We start from the raw sequence: 14,359 nt of genomic DNA, 5'->3' as shown, positions 1-14,359 counted from the left end.
CACAAAAGCGATATGGGAGAGTTCGATGTCCGACCGGGATGCGCGCCGCGGCGCGCTCAAGACACTCGGCCTCGCGGCCGGCACCGCGCTGCTCGGCGCCTCGCGCGTCGCGCAGGCGGCGACACCCGAATCCGGCGCGCTGCTGGCCAGCGGCGCGACGCGCCTCGCCGACCTCACCCGCCGTCTCGCGGCCATACCGAGACGACGCGACTTCAAGACGGTGCCGATGATCGTCGAGCGCCCCGATCAATGGGATCATGCGGCGCTCATGGAAGTGATCGGCTATCGCGGCGGCCGGAAGCAGGTGTGGGACAACACCGAGCTCGGCGGCCCATGGCTGAACCTGATGCGCAACGCGCTGAACGCGCAGATCTGGGCGTTCGGTCATCCGGACTTCCTCGTCGTATCGGCCACGCATGGCGCCGCGCATCTCGCGCTGTTCGACCAGGCCGCGTGGGACAAATACGGCCTCGCGAAATTCGCCGGCGCAGCGTTCGCGACCAACACGCTGCTTGCCGCGAAACCCGCGCAATCGAAAGACGCCGCCGACCATGAACGGGCCGACGGCGCATTCTCGTCGCACGACAACAGCATCGCCGCGCTGCTGCAGCGCGGCGTCGTGTTCCTGTCGTGCCACAACGCGATCTGGGAACTCGCGGAACGGCTCGACGGCGCGAACGCGAATCCCGACAAGCTGCCGCTCGACGCCCTCGCCGCCGATCTCACCAACCACGTGATTCCGTCGGCGATCGTCACGCCGGGCGCGGTCGGCACGCTGCCCGAACTGCAGCACGCCGGTTTCACTTACGCGAAGTGAGGCGCCCGATGACATCGCTCCGCACGCGTTCTCCGTTGCGACGCCGGTGGCAGCCAGCGCTGCATGCCGCGCTGGCCGCGCTTTGCTGCACGTCGATGCTGTCGCTCGCCGCACCGGCCGACACGTCGCGCAGCATCTTTCCGCCGTGGCAGGACGGCCGCAACAACGACGCGACGAACCGCGGCCTCGAATTCACGGTGCCGCAGGTCGACGTGCTCGCCGATTTCCACGGCGACCTCACCGCGCCGAAGCTGGTGCTGTACGTCGGCGGCAACTACTTCTTCGCGATGGCACCGCTCGTCGCGAAGTTCGAGACCGACCATCCCGAATACCGCGGCCGCATCTTCTGGGAAACCATCCCGCCCGGCCTGCTCGTGAAGCAGATTCACGCGGGCGGCACGATCACCGTCGGCAACATGACGTGGACGGTCAAGCCCGATGCGTATTTCGCCGGGCTCGGCAAGATCCGCGAGCTGATCGCGGACGGCACGCTCGAAGGCCCGGCCGTGCCCTACGTGACGAACCAGTTGACGATCATGGTGCGCGCCGGCAACCCGAAGCGCATTACGTCGCTGAACGATCTTGCGCGGCCCGACGTGACGCTCGCGATGCCGAACCCGGCATTCGAAGGCGTCGCGCGGCAGATCCGCACATCGCTCGTGAAGGCCGGCGGCGATGCGCTCGCGCGCATCGTCTACGACGACAAGGTGCGCGCCGGCACGACCGAGCTCACGCACATCCATCATCGGGAAACCGCGCTGTTCCTGATGCAGGGGCGTGCCGACGCCGGCGTGCTGTGGCAATCGGAAGCGGCGTTCCAGGAACAGGTCGGGCATCCGCTGATGCACATCGACATTCCGGCCGCGCACAATACGACGGCGATCTATGCGGGCGCGATGGTGAAGCAAGCACCGCATCCGGAAGCCGCACGCGCGTGGCTCGCGTTCATCCGGTCGCCGGAAGCGTTCCGGATATTCGCGCGCTACGGCTTCGGGCAATACGACGCGACGGCACCGACGCCGAATCTCGCGCCACGGCCAGACGGGCCCGACGCCGGCTGACCGCGCGGGTGTGCACGCCGGGCCACGCCATAAGACAGACATCAAGGAGGGGACACGTGAACGATTCGGTCGACATCCCGCGGCGCCGGTCCGCGCGGTTGCTGCTCGCCGCGGCGGCACTGCTCGCCGGCCATGCCCACGCGGACGACATCGCACTCGGCAAGACCATCGCCACCCAGGGCACGACGACGGGCGCGGCCGCATGCATCGGCTGCCACGGCGCGCAGGGCGAAGGCAACGCGGCCGCCGGCTTTCCGCGTCTCGCGGGCACGAACGCCGCCTATCTTTCCGCGCAACTCGCCGCGTTCGCGGACGGCAGCCGCCAGAACCCGGTCATGCAGCCGCTCGCGAAACTGCTGTCGGCGCACGATCGCGACGCGGTCTCCGCGTACTTCGCGAGCCTGCCCGCGCCGCCCGCCATTGCCGCTTCCGACGCCACGTCGATCGACCCGGCGAACACCGGCGCTTGGCTCGCGACGCGCGGACGCTGGTCGCAGGGCCTGCCCGCGTGCGCGCAATGCCACGGCGCGGGCGGCCTCGGCGTCGGCGCCGCGTTTCCGCCGCTCGCCGGCCAGCCGGCCGCATACATCGCGGGCCAGTTGAACGGCTGGAAGCACGGCACGCGGGCGCCCGGCCCGATGGCGCTGATGCCGACGATCGCCGGCAAGCTGTCCGACGCCGATGTCGACGCGGTGGCTGCGTACTATGCGCGTGGCGGTGCCGCGAACGGAGAAAAACAATGATCGACCGCACGACGTTGATCCGCGGCGCGCGCGCCGCGCTGCTCGGCGCGGCCTGGATGCCCGCGCTCGCTTGCGCGGCCGCGCCGCAGGACGCACCGGCCACCGCTTCCGCTCCTGCGGCGGTCGCCCTCCCCGCCGCGACGACGGCGAAGCCGTTCACGCCGCCGCCCGAATCCGCGATCCCCGCGGACGACTTCGGCAAGACCGTGAAGCTCGGCGAGCAGATTTTCCTGCACACGCCCGAATACGCGGGCAAGTACGTCGGCAACAAGCTGACCTGCGCGAGCTGCCACCTCGACGCGGGCCGCCGTCCGGATTCGAGCCCGATGTGGGCCGCGTACCTGCTGTACCCGGCCTACCGGATCAAGAACGGCCATGTGAACACGTTCGCCGAACGCCTGCAGGGATGCTTTCGCTACAGCATGAACGGCAAGGCGCCGCCCGCCGGCGACCCGATCCTCGTTGCGCTCGAAACCTATTCGTACTGGCTCGCGAAGGGTGCGCCGGTCGGCGCGAAGCTGCCGGGGCAAGGCTTTCCGAAACTGCCGCCGCCCGCGCAGAAGGCCGACTACGCACGTGGCGCCGCCGTCTACACGCAGCACTGCGCGCTGTGTCACGGCGCGGACGGCCAGGGGCAATCGAGCGGCGGCAAGCCGGTCTTTCCGGCGCTCTGGGGCGCGCGCTCGTTCAACTGGGGCGCGGGGATGGGCGACATCCGCAACGCGGCCGGCTTCGTGAAGGCCAACATGCCGCTCGGGCTCGGCGGCACGCTGACCGATCAGGAAGCGTGGGACGTCGCGACCTTCATGGACAGTCACGAGCGCCCTCAGGACCCGCGTTTCACCGGTTCGGTCCAGGACACCCGCGCGAAATTCCACGACACGCCCGACTCGATGTACGGGCGCGAGGTGAACGGCCGCGTGCTCGGCGCGCCGTGAGACCTGGCTGGTCCGAACGGTGCGGCATGCGCGATCACGGATGCCAGCGATACACGACGACGCTCGACCCGTTGTAGTTGTCCTTCGTGATCACGTATTCGCCGGTCGAGCGCAGGTACGCGCGGATGCCGTACATCGAGTCGACGTCGTTGCCGACGTCCATCGCCGACGTGTTCGAGTTCGTCAGCGTGGTCACGAGGCTGCCGGTGTTGAGGTCGAACACATCGACGTTCGGCACCGTGTGCACGTAGCCGACGAACAGGTAGTGGCCGGCCGCCGCCATCGATTTCGGATTCGCGCTCGTCAGGTTGATCGCGACGTTCGGCGTGCTCGTGTTGCCGGCCTTCCAGCCGCGATAGACCTCGATGTGCCCGTTCATCGCGGTCCAGTCCCAGGTGCCCGCGATGCCTTGCGCGAGGATCATCGTGTCGCTGTCGGCCTGGTAGATGATTCGCGTGAGCGGCAGCACGGTGCGCGGAATCGGGATCTGCACCGGCTTGCCCCACGTCGGTTTCCCGGTCGCGTCGAAACCCGTCATCGGATAGTGCGAAATGTTGTTGGTGCGATCGAGCCCGGCCCACACGTCGCCGTTGTCGTCGAGCGAGAAACCGGCCGTGACCTGCAGCGTCGTGTTGAACGGCTTGCCGGGGATCGAGCCGTCCGGAATCGCGATGTAGCCGTTCGCGCCGTTGAAGTGATAGATGTTGTAGTTGCCCGGGTTCTGCCCGGTCGCGACGAGCATCCGGGTGCCGTTCACCAACGCGAGCTGGCCGAAATGCTGGCCGCGCTGGTAGTCGTTCATGTCGAGGCGCGGGTCCTTCGGATAGCTGAACGGATCGATCGTGTTCGCGACGAACGTGCCGCCCGCGCTGCCGGTGTATACGTTGTTGCCGCTGTAGAAGAATGCGCCGTCGGTCGCCGGATCCGGCGCGGCGGCGCCCTCGAAGTTCAGCGCCTGCAGTTTCCATTGCAGCGCGCCCGTCGGGCCGTACGAATGAAGGTCGGTGCTGCCGTTGCGCCCGAGATCCCAGCCGCCGCCCCACGCGTTGTTCAGCACGTACAGGTTGCCGGCCGCATCCTTGCCGATGCCGGCGACGCGCGTGAAGCGCTTGTCGCCGACCTGCCCCTTGATGCCCGAGGTCGTGTCGAGATACCCGCCCTGCACGCCGAACGTGCCGAGCTGCACGGGCTGACCCACGAGCGCGTAGATCTTGATGTTCATGTCGGGGCCTTCGTCGCCCACCAGCAACTGCCCGCTCGGCGCATCGAAATACAGCGACGCCGGCCGCGCGCGGGCCGCCATCTGGATCGTGCTCATCGCCGTGCCCGTCGGGCTGAACTGCGCGACGACGCCCGCGCTCTTGCGCGCGACCCACAGGTTGCCGGCCGCATCGAGCGCCAGCGCGCCGGGGCCCGACACGCCGATGTCGCGCTGCCACACGCCGTCCGTCGTATAGACGCGCACGCGGTTGCCGTAGAAGTCGCTCACGTACAGCAGGTTGCCGGTCGTCGCGAGGCCCGTGATCACGTCCGCGTACTGGATGCCCGTCCACGTGCTGACGGGAATGCGCAGGTCGCGCTGGTTCGTGCTGCGGTTGTAGCGGCCGACCGAACCGCTGCCGAACGTGCGGTTGTAGCCAAGCGCGACGAACAGCGAGTTCGCGTTGCCGGTGATCGCGCCACCCTGGAATTCGTCGTGGATGCCGATCGTGCCGAGCGTCTGTCCGTTCTGGTAGATCGCGACGCCGCCCGCGTTCTCGTCCCAGCGCGACGCCGTATAGATCACGCCCTCGGGCGCGACCCACAGCGAGCGCGCACCGTTGCCGACGTGCGCGGCGAGCGTGCCGAACGTGTTCGCAAGCCAGTCCGTCGTGTATTGCGCTTGTGCGTGACCGACCGGCGCCAGCATTGCCATGCACAATCCAAGCAATGCCGCGCGAATTTGTTTCGATAACATGAATGATGCTCCCGGACGATCGTTTTTCGACACTCTAAATCGCTGCGTATGAAATATTGGTGATTTTTTCAAAAACCGGCTCAATTGCGCCGCGAATGATCCATTACGTTCTTTGACCACGCGACACCGGCTGACTGAAGACACGCCGCTGCGGGTGTCGTATCGCAGATCCGCGCCCCGGCGGCGCTCTCGCAATTCGCGCTTTCCGGCACTAAATTCCGAATCGCCCAATACGGACGCGTCATTTTTTCTGATTTACATGCATTGAATTCCCATTTCCGGCAAAGCGATTCAATGATTACAAATCGAAATTAAAATGAAAGAGAAAAAATATTATGCGGCGCACGCTGCATTGCCGGGAAAGTCGTGAATATGTGAAATAAGGCGATGTGCGGCGGAATGCCGTTGCCGATGAAGATGCGGATGAGGAGAGAGATGTCCCACGCGTGCGGCGACGGGCGATGCGCGCAGCGATGGCAGCGCATCGACGATGCCGATCACGCGCTGCCGGCGGAACAGACATCGACAAGCAACGGGCCACGCAATCGGCGGCCCGCCTCGAACGCGGGCCGCCCGTCATGCGCGTGACGTCAGAACTTCTGGCGCAGGCCGAGGCTGACGATCGCCTGCGACCGCGAGTCGGACGAGTGGCCATTCGCCTTGTCCGACACCGACGCGGTCGCGGCCACCGGCCGGCCGAGCGCGTCGAGCGTCGTGCCGGACGCATGCTGGTACGCGCCGAGCAGGTACACGCTGGTGCGCTTCGACAGGTCGTAGACCGCGCCGAGCGTGACGTTGTGATACTGCGCGCGGTTGTCGATGCCGTCGACGTCGCTGCCGCGCGTGTAGCTGTAGCCCGCGAACAGCTGCGTCTGCGGCTGCACGTTCCAGCGCGTGAACACGCCCGCGACGTTGAAGGTCGCGTGGCCGTTGAACAGCGACTGCGCACCGCTGCGGTACTGCACGTTGCTGTAGTTCACGCCGACCACGGCCGGGCCGAAGTCGTACGTCGCGCCGGTCGCGATGATCTGCTGCGACTGCGCGCTCGCATAGCCTTCGTTGATCGACGAGTTGAACAGGCCGTCGTCGGTGCTTCGCCACTTGCCGGCCGTCGGGTCGGTCGCGCCCGTCTTGCTGTTGTCCGAACGCTCGTAGCCGACGCCCACGCGCAGCGGCCCCGCCGCATATGCCGCGCCGACGCTCCACGTGTTGCGCTGCTTCATGCTGCCCGGCTGGCTGCCGAAGCCGTACAGCGCGCCGAACGTGAAGCCCGAGTAGTTCGCGCTCGTGTACTTGATCGAACTGTCGACGCGCGCGGTCTGGTCGAGATCGTCGATGTCGCCCGGGTGCGCGCCGAAGCCGCCGATGAACGACGACGGGCCGACCGGGCTCACGAAGTCGTCGAGCGACGTGTACTGGCGGCCGAGCGTGACCGTGCCGTAACGGGTGCTGCCGACGCCGACGAACGCCTGCCGGCCGAACTGGCGACCGCCCTGGCCCGATGTGCCGTTGGTGATGTCGAAGCCGTTCTCGAGCACGAACAGCGCGCGCATCCCGCCGCCGAGATCCTCGGAACCCTTGATGCCCCAGCGGCTGCCGGACAGGTTGCCGGTGGTCAGGCCGACGTTCGAATGCCCGGTATAGGCGCCCGGCGAGCCGACCCGGTCGTTGCTGCGATAGGTGACGCCCGCGTCGACGATGCCGTACAGCGTGACGGAGCTTTGCGCGGATGCGATGCCCGCGAGCGAGAGCAGCAGCGGGGCTGCGATCAGTTGCTTGTTCATGGTTGTTAGCGTCTCCGGGCTGAACCCGTTGTTCTATGCGAGTAGCGTGTGCGGCAGGGAGATCCGCCGGCATGCGAGGCCGGCCGCGGCCGCATACGGGAACGCGCGCGTGCGATACGCGCGCGCGACGTCGCGGCGAGCATGCCCGCCACGGCCGCCATGGTAGTTGGAACCGGTTCCCGTCGACAGCGCAATGATGAAAACAATTTCTTGCGAGAATCGAGATAATCGGTCGCGCATCGAACGCCGCTGTACAGCGCGACGACGTGCGCCCGATAATCGAGCACCCGCCTTGCACAGGGAGCCTTCGGCATGCATCAAACGACCTTGCTGATCTTCGCCGCCGTCGCGTTCGTCGGAATCGCGACGCCCGGCCCGACCGTGCTGCTCGCACTGACCAACGGCTCGCGCTACGGCGTGCGCCGCGCGGCCTACGGTTTCGCCGGCGCGATGCTGTCCGACTTCGCGCTGATCGTCGCGGTCGCGCTCGGCCTCGGCGCGCTGCTGATGGCGTCGGCATTCTGGTTCTCGGTGGTGAAATGGCTGGGCGCCGCCTATCTCGCGTATGTCGGCATCCGGCTGCTCACGTCGAAGGGCTCGCTCGACGTCGCCGTCGCGCATGGCGGCGCGGCGCACGGCCGCAACGCGTCGATCTTCGCGAAGAGCTTCCTGACCGCGGCGACCAATCCCAAGGGCTATCTGTTCTTCTCCGCATTCCTGCCGCAGTTCCTCGATCCGTCCGCGCCGCTCGCGCCGCAATACGTCGCGCTCGCAGTCACGTTCGCGCTGCTCGACGGGGTGGTGATGTTCGGCTACGCGCTGCTCGGCGCTCGCGCGGTGCGGCTGCTGAAGCGCTCGGGCGCGCTGTGGCTCGAACGCACGTGCGGCGCGATGCTGCTCGCCCTGGCCGGTTCGCTCGCGCTGTACCGGCGTCATGCCGCGTAGGCGCGACGGCATGCGCGCCGCAGCGTGCGTGGCGGGTGCGCGATGAGGATCGCCGCGCCGCCCCGCTCCGGTTTCCCCGGCCTGTCGCTCCGGCAGCTCGACCGCGCGGATCTCGACGCGTGGTACGCGTACCTGTCGAATCACGACGTCGTCCGCCACACGAGCTGGAACCTGCATGCGCGCGACGATCTGCTGCCGCTGTTCGACGGCATCGAGTCGACTCATCCGGATTCGATCCGCCGTCTCGCGATCGTCGACGACGCGTCGGGCGCGCTCGCGGGGACGATCGGACTGCATACGGTGTCCACCGCGAACCGCTCGGCCGAGATCGCGTACGACCTCGCGCCGTCGCACTGGGGGCGCGGCATCGCGAGCGCGCTGTGCGCGAGCGTCACCGCGTGGGCGTTCGCCGAAGGTGGCTTCATGCGCATCCAGGGCGTCGTGCTGACCGGCAACGCCGGCTCCGTGCGCGTCCTGCAGAAATGCGGCTACCGCTACGAAGGATTGTTGCGCGCGTACCGGATGGTGCGCGGCGTGCCGGGCGATTTCGCGATGTACGCGCGCATCGCGACCGACTGAAACTCGCCGCACGTCGCGCGTGTCCCGCCATCGATGCGATTGGACGATCCGCGCCGAATTCGCGACAATCGCCGTTCCCCGCCTCGACTTGCTCACCATGAAAATCGCCGCGCTGTCCGACATCCACGGCAACCTCGCCGCGCTCGACGCGGTGCTCGACGACGTGCGCCGCCGCGGCGCCGACGTGATCGTCAACCTCGGCGACATCGTGTCGGGCGCGCTCCATCCCGCCGACACGGCCGACCGCCTGATCGCGCTCGACCTGCCGACCATCAAGGGCAATCATGAACGGCAACTGCTGACCGGCGATCGCGACGCGATGCGGCTGTCCGATCGCTGGGCGCACGACACGCTGCGCGACGACCACCGCGCGTGGATCGCCGCGCTGCCCGAGCGCCTGACGCTCGGCGACGACGTGCTGATGGTGCACGGCACGCCCGCCAGCGACCTCGTCTATTTCCTCGAAACGGTGACGCCCGACGGCTGCCGCGCGGCGACGCCCGATGAAATCGCGCAGCGCGCGGGCGACGCGCCGGCGTCGCTGATCCTGTGCGGCCACACGCACGTGCCGCGCATCGCGAAGCTCGACGACGGCCGTGTGATCGTCAACCCGGGCAGCGTGGGGCTGCAGGCTTACATGGACGATCTTCCGCATCCGCACCGGATCGAAACCGGTTCGCCACATGCGCGCTATGCGATGGTGTCGCGCACGCCGGCCGGCTGGCACGCCGAGTTCCATGCGGTCGAATACGACTGGCATACGGCCGCCGCCACCGCGGCATCGCGCGGCCGCGACGACTGGACCGTCGCGCTGCGCACCGGCCGGTGCTGACGCCACATCACGCGGCGTCCGATCACGCCGCGTTCGCCAGCGTCAACCGCGCTTCGAGCCCGCCGCCGTCCGGCCGGTTGCGCAACGTGAGCGTGCCGCCCATCGCGAGCGCGAGCTGACGCGCGATCGCGAGGCCGAGCCCCGTGCCGCCCGTCTCGCGGTTGCGCGACGTCTCCACGCGCCGGAACGGTTCGAACACCGCGTCGAGCTGATCGTCCGGAATGCCGGGCCCGCGATCGCGCACCGCGATGACCGCGCCGCCGCCCGGTGCGGCCTGCACGTCGATCTCGGCCGCGCCCGCGAACTTCAGCGCGTTGTCGACGAGGTTGCCGACGATCCGGCGCAGCGCCTTCGGCCGCGTGACGAGCGCGAGCGGCCCGCCGCTGTGCAGCGCAACGTCCTGCCCCGCATCCGTGTAGTCGCACACGATGCTGTCGAGCAGCGCGTCGAGATCGATGCGGCGCGCGGCCTCTTCCGTGCCGTGCAGCGTGCGCGCATACGCGACGCCTTCCTTCACCAGATGCTCCATCTCGAGCAGGTCCTGGCGCAGCTTCGCGCCCTGCGCGTCGTCGTCCATCACGTCGACGCGCAGGCGCATCCGCGTGATCGGCGTCTGCAAGTCGTGCGAAATCGACGCGAGGATCTGCATGCGCTCGGCCATGTACTGCGCGATGCGGTCCTGCATCGCGTTGAACGCGCGGGCCGCGCGCGCGACTTCGGACGGGCCGTCCTCGTTCAGGCGTTCGCCCTTCAGGTCGGGGCCGAGCGCGTCGGCCGCCTGCGCGAGCTGCTTCAGCGGCCGCGTCGCGAGCCGCACCGCGAGCCAGCAGCATGCGGCCAGCACCGCGAGTTGCAGCGCGAGCACGACCGGCAGCCAGCCCGACAGCGGCACAGTCGACATCGGATGGATGTCGATCGTCAGCGGCGAGCCATCGGTCAGGCGCAGATGCACTTGCAGATGCTCGCGATCGCCGGGGAGCGCGTTCGCGGTCAGCGGGTAATCGCCGCCGATGCCGTCCGAGATCGAACGTTCGACGCGCGCCGAGAGCCGCGCCTCCGGCGGCGTGCCCGTCTCGCCCGGCCCGAGGATGAACGCGTAGCTGCGCCGCGCGAGACGCGGCAGCCACGCGGCGCGCTGATCGGGCGGCAGGTGGTCGAGCAGCGCGACCGAGCTCGCGACCTCGCGCTCGATGTAGCCCATCATCAGGTTGGTGGTCGCCTGGTCGCGCTCGGTCACGGTGAGCCAGAACGACAGCGTCTGCGCGAGCGCGAGGCCCACGCACAGGATCAGCGCGAGCCGCGCGAACAGCGAGCGCGGCCAGTGCCACAGGGTGCGCGTGTTCATGCGTCGCCTTCGACCGCGGTCACCGCCGACGAGAACACGTAGCCCTCGTTGCGCAGCGTCTTGATGTAGCGCGGCTCGCGCGCGCCGTCGCGCAGACGCTGCCGCAGCCGGCTCACGAGCAGGTCGATCGACCGGTCGAACGGATCGGACTGCCGGCCCTGCGTGAGGTTGAGCAACTGGTCGCGCGTCAGCACGCGCTGCGGATTGTCGAGGAACACCCGCAGCAGCCGGTACTCGGCGCCGCTCAACGCGACCAGCGTGCCTTCGGTGTCGAGCAGGTGACGCCCCGTCGTGTCGAGCCGCCATTCGCCGAACGCGAGCATCGCGGCCGTCTCCGTCACCTGCATGCCGGGCGGCAGCATGCGCGCGCGGCGCAGCACCGAGCGGATCCGCGCGAGCAGTTCGCGCACCGCGAACGGCTTCGCGAGATAGTCGTCGGCACCCATCTCGAGGCCGATGATGCGGTCGGTTTCCTCGCCGCGCGCGGTCAGCATCAGCACCGGCACCGTCCGGAACTTGCCCGCGCGCAGGTCGCGGCACAGCGTGAGGCCGTCCTCGCCGGGCATCATCAGATCGAGCACGATCAGGTCGGGCGCGCCGTCGTCGAGCGCGTTGCGCATCTCGCGGCCGTTCGCGGCGAGCGACACGCGCATGCCGTTCTTCTCCAGATAATCCGCGATCAGTTCGCGGATCGCGCGATCGTCGTCGACGATCAGTACGTGGTCGATCTTGTCCATGAGTCGATGTCGTTGGCGTGATGTTCCGGCTGGTGATGTCCGCTTTTATACCGCACCGCGGGCGCGCGTTTGTATCCCAATGTATCGCGTCGCCGTGACGACACACAACTTTGCACACGCGCGGCTTGCCGGACACACCGCAGATACGTCGGCGCGGCCCAATGACGGCTGTCGAAACCTGTCCGGCCCGCGCACTCGCGCAGCGGCCGGCCGAACCGGAGAACCGCCATGCTGCCCAGATTCAAGACCGCCGCCCTCGTGATCGCCCTCGCCGCCACGGCCGGGCTCGCCGCGTTCGCCGGCACCCGCGACGACGCGGGCATGACCGCCTCGCTGGCCGGCACGCCGGCGCCCGACTTCACCGGCATCGAGCGCTGGCACAACAGCGCGCCGCTCAAGCTCGACCAGTTGCGCGGCAAGGTCGTGCTGGTCGACTTCTGGACGTACTCGTGCATCAACTGCATCCATACGATTCCGTACGTGAACGACTGGTACCGGAAGTATCGCGACCAGGGGCTCGTCGTGGTCGGCGTGCATACGCCCGAGTATCCGTTCGAACGCGACGCGAAGAACGTCGCCGATGCGGTCAAGCGCTTCGGCATCCAGTATCCGGTCGCGCAGGACAACCGCTACGACACGTGGCGTGCGTACGGGAACCAGTACTGGCCCGCGCTATACCTGATCGACGCGAACGGGAAGGTCGTCTATACGCGGTACGGCGAGGGCGGGTATGACAAGACGGAAGCGGCGATTCGGGGGGCGCTGGCGCAGGCGGGGGAAGGCGAAAAGCGATCGCAATAGATGACGCGAGCGGCCGCAGGTAAACCGATTCGGAAACAGCGAACGCACGCACTCCGGATTCATGCCCCCAGCGGGCGGTTTCCCCGTGATTGTTGCTGGTTCAAACTTGCCATTCCAAGGAAACCTATCAATATCGAGATGCGCTATCGCACCACGCGGCTACGATGACGGCTTTCCGAGAGGGCTGACCAATGAAAAGAAGAATTGCAGTCGTTGGCGATAGTCTTTCAAGCGGTGGGACAATTGAACCATACCGCGGTCCGCCGTTCCTTGTACACGGATATCAAGCAGCCCTGATTGGAGGTAACGCATTCTGCACCGCGTGCCAAAGCCTCGGCACCATCGCAAAATCCGGTGGCCCATACCGAATCAAATTCCAAGGAGAGGTCGCTCTGGACAACGATGTCGTCCTGTGCGGCTGCACGACTCCACCGCACATCGTTGCACTGCTGGCAGGAGAAGTTTGGTGCAATGATGGGATAAAGAGTCTCGGAGAAGTCATCTCGAGCCGCACGCTAACGGGCGAGATCGCATCGATCAGGAAAGGCGCTTTCGACGAGCGGGTAAGGGCGACCAAGGAGGTAACGGAAGGGTTTCCCTACTATATCGAAACCTCCGACGGTCGCATGCATTTGGGGCGTCTCGATTCAAGCGGAAAACTGCCCCGTATCCATACCGGAGACGGGGCAAGTGATTACATGGTCTATTGGGGCGATGACGCGCTCTCCAAGCAAAACGGGGAGTAACGGATGCCACACACCGAGCCCACAAGAGTTCGTACTACCAACACGAAAGGTTCCGAGAAGGTGGTGCCGTTAGCAGGGGTCGCCTTCAAGGAACTTTGGGATAATTTCCCGTCCGGCAATCCGTACGACGACCCAGCGTATACCAATCAATGCGCCATTCGCCTTAGCGTTGCGCTGCACCGTGTCGGTGTCGGAATGAAATCGTTCAATGCGAGGAACGTCAGGCCGATGTTGGGTGCAAAGACGATCGGCCGTATCTTGCTTGACGGGAAACCCACCGCGACCCGTGCCGATGAGTTGGGCGCATGGTTGCAGCTACAGCCGTTCGCCGGTCTTCCCAAAGCCGAAAACATCACTGGGGAGGATTGGGCATCGAAGGTCAAAGGCCGCACCGGTATCATCCAGCTTTCAAGGTACTGGACACGCGATGGCGAATCGACTGAAAACGCTAGCGGCGGTCACATCGATTTGTGGAACGGATCGCGACTGACGGTCAGCGGATTTTGGAATGGGTTCGCGACATGGGGGCGTTATCTTGGCATCGGGTCCATCCGTCAAGGCGCGTCCATACTGGCCGGCGCATCGTATTCTGATCTGGGAGGGGCGAAGCAAATCCTATTTTGGGAAATCAAGTGAAACGGTTTGCAATATCACTCTGCGGCTTCTTTTACGGGTTGCTCGTCGCATGGGTATTCATGTACACGCTCAGCCGTGTTCACTGGTTCAAACCTGACCATATCGCAACGGGCTGCCATGAACTCGGTAAATGTCCTACGCCGTGGTGGGTTTTACCCGTATTGGTTTCGTATTTTTTTGGTCCCGCTATCGCTTTCGGCACACTCAACGCCGTTGCCTGGAAGCGGTGGTCCGCCAGAAAGTGGGCACTGTGGAGTGTCGCCATTCTCATCGTGACCGCCACGCTTTATATGGTCGATTCCGTCATGAAGTAAACCACGTGACCTGCACGACACGTGCCAGCTACCTTCACCGACATGTGCATTGCGCCATACGAGAAGGTGCGAGAACCGTCGAGAACAATCTGCCCGACCGCAAACGACCTTCGCACGACACTGT

At 66.6% G+C, this 14,359-nt stretch carries 15 protein-coding genes; 11 read left to right on the top strand and 4 right to left on the bottom strand.

The genetic code is table 11. The features are described 5' to 3' along the window. Positions 1–25 precede the first annotated feature (25 nt). The 4 genes from tetH to WS45_RS00690 are packed head-to-tail and all read left to right on the top strand — an operon-like array spanning position 26 to position 3,559. Entirely contained in the window at positions 26–817 is a 792-nt protein-coding gene (tetH, locus tag WS45_RS00705; protein WP_059697602.1) for a thiosulfate dehydrogenase, read from the top strand. Between the two features lie 8 nt (positions 818–825). Next, complete coding sequence (locus WS45_RS00700) at positions 826–1,878, top strand: molybdate ABC transporter substrate-binding protein (protein WP_059697600.1); 1,053 nt, start codon at positions 826–828, stop codon at positions 1,876–1,878. A gap of 56 nt (positions 1,879–1,934) precedes the next feature. Next, positions 1,935–2,621 carry a c-type cytochrome gene (locus WS45_RS00695; RefSeq protein WP_059691617.1) on the top strand — a complete coding sequence of 229 codons (687 nt, stop codon included), beginning with the start codon at positions 1,935–1,937 and terminating at the stop codon, positions 2,619–2,621. Beyond that, a complete protein-coding gene (locus WS45_RS00690; RefSeq protein WP_059697598.1) occupies positions 2,618–3,559 on the top strand; it encodes a c-type cytochrome in 942 nt (313 codons plus the stop codon). Before WS45_RS00695 ends, WS45_RS00690 begins: the two co-directional genes overlap by 4 nt. A 34-nt stretch (positions 3,560–3,593) precedes the next feature. Here WS45_RS00690 and WS45_RS00685 read toward each other — a convergent pair whose 3' ends face one another. Both WS45_RS00685 and WS45_RS00680 read right to left on the bottom strand, forming a co-directional pair. Further along, positions 3,594–5,516, bottom strand: a complete 1,923-nt coding sequence (locus WS45_RS00685) for an SMP-30/gluconolactonase/LRE family protein (RefSeq protein ID WP_059697596.1) — start codon at positions 5,514–5,516, stop codon at positions 3,594–3,596. Positions 5,517–6,106: 590 nt separating this feature from the next. Continuing rightward, positions 6,107–7,300: a porin gene (locus WS45_RS00680; protein WP_059691620.1), complete on the bottom strand. Its 1,194-nt coding sequence runs from the start codon at positions 7,298–7,300 to the stop codon at positions 6,107–6,109. 312 nt (positions 7,301–7,612) lie between these two features. Here WS45_RS00680 and WS45_RS00675 point away from each other — a divergent pair, with 312 nt between their 5' ends. The 3 genes from WS45_RS00675 (at position 7,613) to WS45_RS00665 (ending at position 9,656) form a co-directional block, all read left to right on the top strand. Next, on the top strand, positions 7,613–8,245 hold the full coding sequence (locus tag WS45_RS00675; protein ID WP_059697593.1) for a LysE family translocator: 633 nt from the start codon (positions 7,613–7,615) through the stop codon (positions 8,243–8,245). Between the two features lie 42 nt (positions 8,246–8,287). Next, a complete protein-coding gene (locus tag WS45_RS00670) occupies positions 8,288–8,824 on the top strand; it encodes a GNAT family N-acetyltransferase (protein ID WP_059697591.1) in 537 nt (178 codons plus the stop codon). Positions 8,825–8,921: 97 nt separating this feature from the next. Continuing rightward, on the top strand, positions 8,922–9,656 hold the full coding sequence (locus WS45_RS00665) for a metallophosphoesterase family protein (protein ID WP_059532562.1): 735 nt from the start codon (positions 8,922–8,924) through the stop codon (positions 9,654–9,656). Between the two features lie 22 nt (positions 9,657–9,678). On the opposite strand, the gene WS45_RS00660 is transcribed toward WS45_RS00665, so the two are convergent. Then, positions 9,679–11,001: an ATP-binding protein gene (locus WS45_RS00660; protein WP_059697589.1), complete on the bottom strand. Its 1,323-nt coding sequence runs from the start codon at positions 10,999–11,001 to the stop codon at positions 9,679–9,681. Continuing rightward, on the bottom strand, positions 10,998–11,738 hold the full coding sequence (locus tag WS45_RS00655; RefSeq protein ID WP_059532572.1) for a response regulator: 741 nt from the start codon (positions 11,736–11,738) through the stop codon (positions 10,998–11,000). The genes WS45_RS00660 and WS45_RS00655 overlap by 4 nt, the downstream gene beginning before the upstream one ends. A 228-nt stretch (positions 11,739–11,966) precedes the next feature. Here WS45_RS00655 and WS45_RS00650 point away from each other — a divergent pair, with 228 nt between their 5' ends. From WS45_RS00650 to WS45_RS34605, 4 genes are all read left to right on the top strand, one after another. Beyond that, positions 11,967–12,539 (top strand): thioredoxin family protein, encoded by a 573-nt coding sequence (locus WS45_RS00650; protein WP_059532574.1) that lies wholly within the window; start codon positions 11,967–11,969, stop codon positions 12,537–12,539. A 191-nt stretch (positions 12,540–12,730) separates the two neighbouring features. Beyond that, complete coding sequence (locus tag WS45_RS32800) at positions 12,731–13,285, top strand: PAAR domain-containing protein (RefSeq protein ID WP_082721795.1); 555 nt, start codon at positions 12,731–12,733, stop codon at positions 13,283–13,285. Between the two features lie 3 nt (positions 13,286–13,288). Continuing rightward, positions 13,289–13,921, top strand: coding sequence for a type VI secretion system amidase effector protein Tae4 (locus WS45_RS00645; protein WP_059697587.1), 633 nt, complete (start codon positions 13,289–13,291; stop codon positions 13,919–13,921). Positions 13,922–13,980: 59 nt separating this feature from the next. Then, the gene (locus WS45_RS34605) at positions 13,981–14,235 is read left to right on the top strand and encodes a hypothetical protein (protein ID WP_156436978.1); all 255 of its coding nucleotides are present in this window, start codon (positions 13,981–13,983) and stop codon (positions 14,233–14,235) included. Positions 14,236–14,359 lie beyond the last annotated feature (124 nt).

The organism is Burkholderia sp. RF2-non_BP3 (genome assembly GCF_001522185.1).
GTDB classification, from domain to species: Bacteria; Pseudomonadota; Gammaproteobacteria; order Burkholderiales; family Burkholderiaceae; genus Burkholderia; species Burkholderia diffusa.
The sequence above is the reverse complement of the archived record's forward strand: the minus strand, read 5'-3'. Positions and strand labels throughout refer to the sequence as shown.

Coding starts and splice junctions, on each gene's coding strand:
- WS45_RS00685 (WP_059697596.1), bottom strand. CDS start 5,516: ATGTTATCGAAACAAATTCGCGCGGCATTGCTTGGATTGTGCATGGCA.
- WS45_RS00655 (WP_059532572.1), bottom strand. CDS start 11,738: ATGGACAAGATCGACCACGTACTGATCGTCGACGACGATCGCGCGATC.
- WS45_RS00675 (WP_059697593.1), top strand. CDS start 7,613: ATGCATCAAACGACCTTGCTGATCTTCGCCGCCGTCGCGTTCGTCGGA.
- WS45_RS34605 (WP_156436978.1), top strand. CDS start 13,981: ATGTACACGCTCAGCCGTGTTCACTGGTTCAAACCTGACCATATCGCA.
- tetH (WP_059697602.1), top strand. CDS start 26: ATGTCCGACCGGGATGCGCGCCGCGGCGCGCTCAAGACACTCGGCCTC.
- WS45_RS32800 (WP_082721795.1), top strand. CDS start 12,731: ATGAAAAGAAGAATTGCAGTCGTTGGCGATAGTCTTTCAAGCGGTGGG.
- WS45_RS00645 (WP_059697587.1), top strand. CDS start 13,289: ATGCCACACACCGAGCCCACAAGAGTTCGTACTACCAACACGAAAGGT.
- WS45_RS00680 (WP_059691620.1), bottom strand. CDS start 7,300: ATGAACAAGCAACTGATCGCAGCCCCGCTGCTGCTCTCGCTCGCGGGC.
- WS45_RS00700 (WP_059697600.1), top strand. CDS start 826: ATGACATCGCTCCGCACGCGTTCTCCGTTGCGACGCCGGTGGCAGCCA.
- WS45_RS00690 (WP_059697598.1), top strand. CDS start 2,618: ATGATCGACCGCACGACGTTGATCCGCGGCGCGCGCGCCGCGCTGCTC.
- WS45_RS00650 (WP_059532574.1), top strand. CDS start 11,967: ATGCTGCCCAGATTCAAGACCGCCGCCCTCGTGATCGCCCTCGCCGCC.
- WS45_RS00660 (WP_059697589.1), bottom strand. CDS start 11,001: ATGAACACGCGCACCCTGTGGCACTGGCCGCGCTCGCTGTTCGCGCGG.
- WS45_RS00670 (WP_059697591.1), top strand. CDS start 8,288: ATGAGGATCGCCGCGCCGCCCCGCTCCGGTTTCCCCGGCCTGTCGCTC.
- WS45_RS00665 (WP_059532562.1), top strand. CDS start 8,922: ATGAAAATCGCCGCGCTGTCCGACATCCACGGCAACCTCGCCGCGCTC.